The organism is Citrobacter sp. Cb004 (assembly GCF_030337065.1).
Taxonomy (GTDB): domain Bacteria; phylum Pseudomonadota; class Gammaproteobacteria; order Enterobacterales; family Enterobacteriaceae; genus Citrobacter; species Citrobacter braakii.
The window spans coordinates 1-710 of sequence record NZ_JAOWCH010000003.1; the positions used below are offsets into that span (position 1 = coordinate 1).

Below are 710 nucleotides of genomic sequence, written 5' to 3' on the forward strand. Positions count from 1 at the left end.
TCCCTCTCAGATGGAAAAAATACAGGCTACTGAACTCTTCAGCCAGACACTTACGCAACCCGTCAGCCGAGTTAGAGTCAATATAGCCACCATTAGTCACAAAACCGATTACACCTTGCTCACCGATACGGTCACTCGCCCAGCGAATAGCTCGAATATAGGAGTCATAGAGTGCATTCTTGTTGGTCGCAGTGGTACAAGCGGCATACGTCTCTGCAATCCGCTTATCGAGCATCGGATATTTTACATTCTGGTTATTATCGTTCGCCGATTCCTGACCGGATGAGTAAGGCGGATTCCCGATAATCACCCGAATATCCAGAGCCTTCTGCCGTTTACGACGTTCACTGTTATCTACCAGAACCTCACTGACCAGGTCATCTTTCTCATACATTTCAAAGGTGTCAGTCAGACAAATCCCTTCAAATGGCGTGTACTCTGATTCTTCCGTGATGCTGTGATACACCGCCTCAATATTAATGGCGGCAATGTAATAGGCTAACAAGACGATTTCGTTGGCATGGATTTCATTTTTAAACTTGTAAGCCAGTTTATCTGACGGGATAAGACCACTTTGCAGCAGGCGGGTGATAAACGTACCGGTTCCGGTGAACGGGTCAAGAATATGCACACCTTTGTCGGCGAGTGTTTGTCCGAACTCCTGTTTCAGCACGTCATTCACGCTGTGAATAATAAAATCAACCACCTCA

General features: G+C 46.3%; 1 protein-coding gene. It reads right to left on the bottom strand.

Going from position 1 to position 710, the window contains the following annotated elements:
• The coding region (locus OGV65_RS00015; RefSeq protein WP_502874456.1) for an Eco57I restriction-modification methylase domain-containing protein at positions 1–710 on the bottom strand (710 nt) is incomplete at both ends.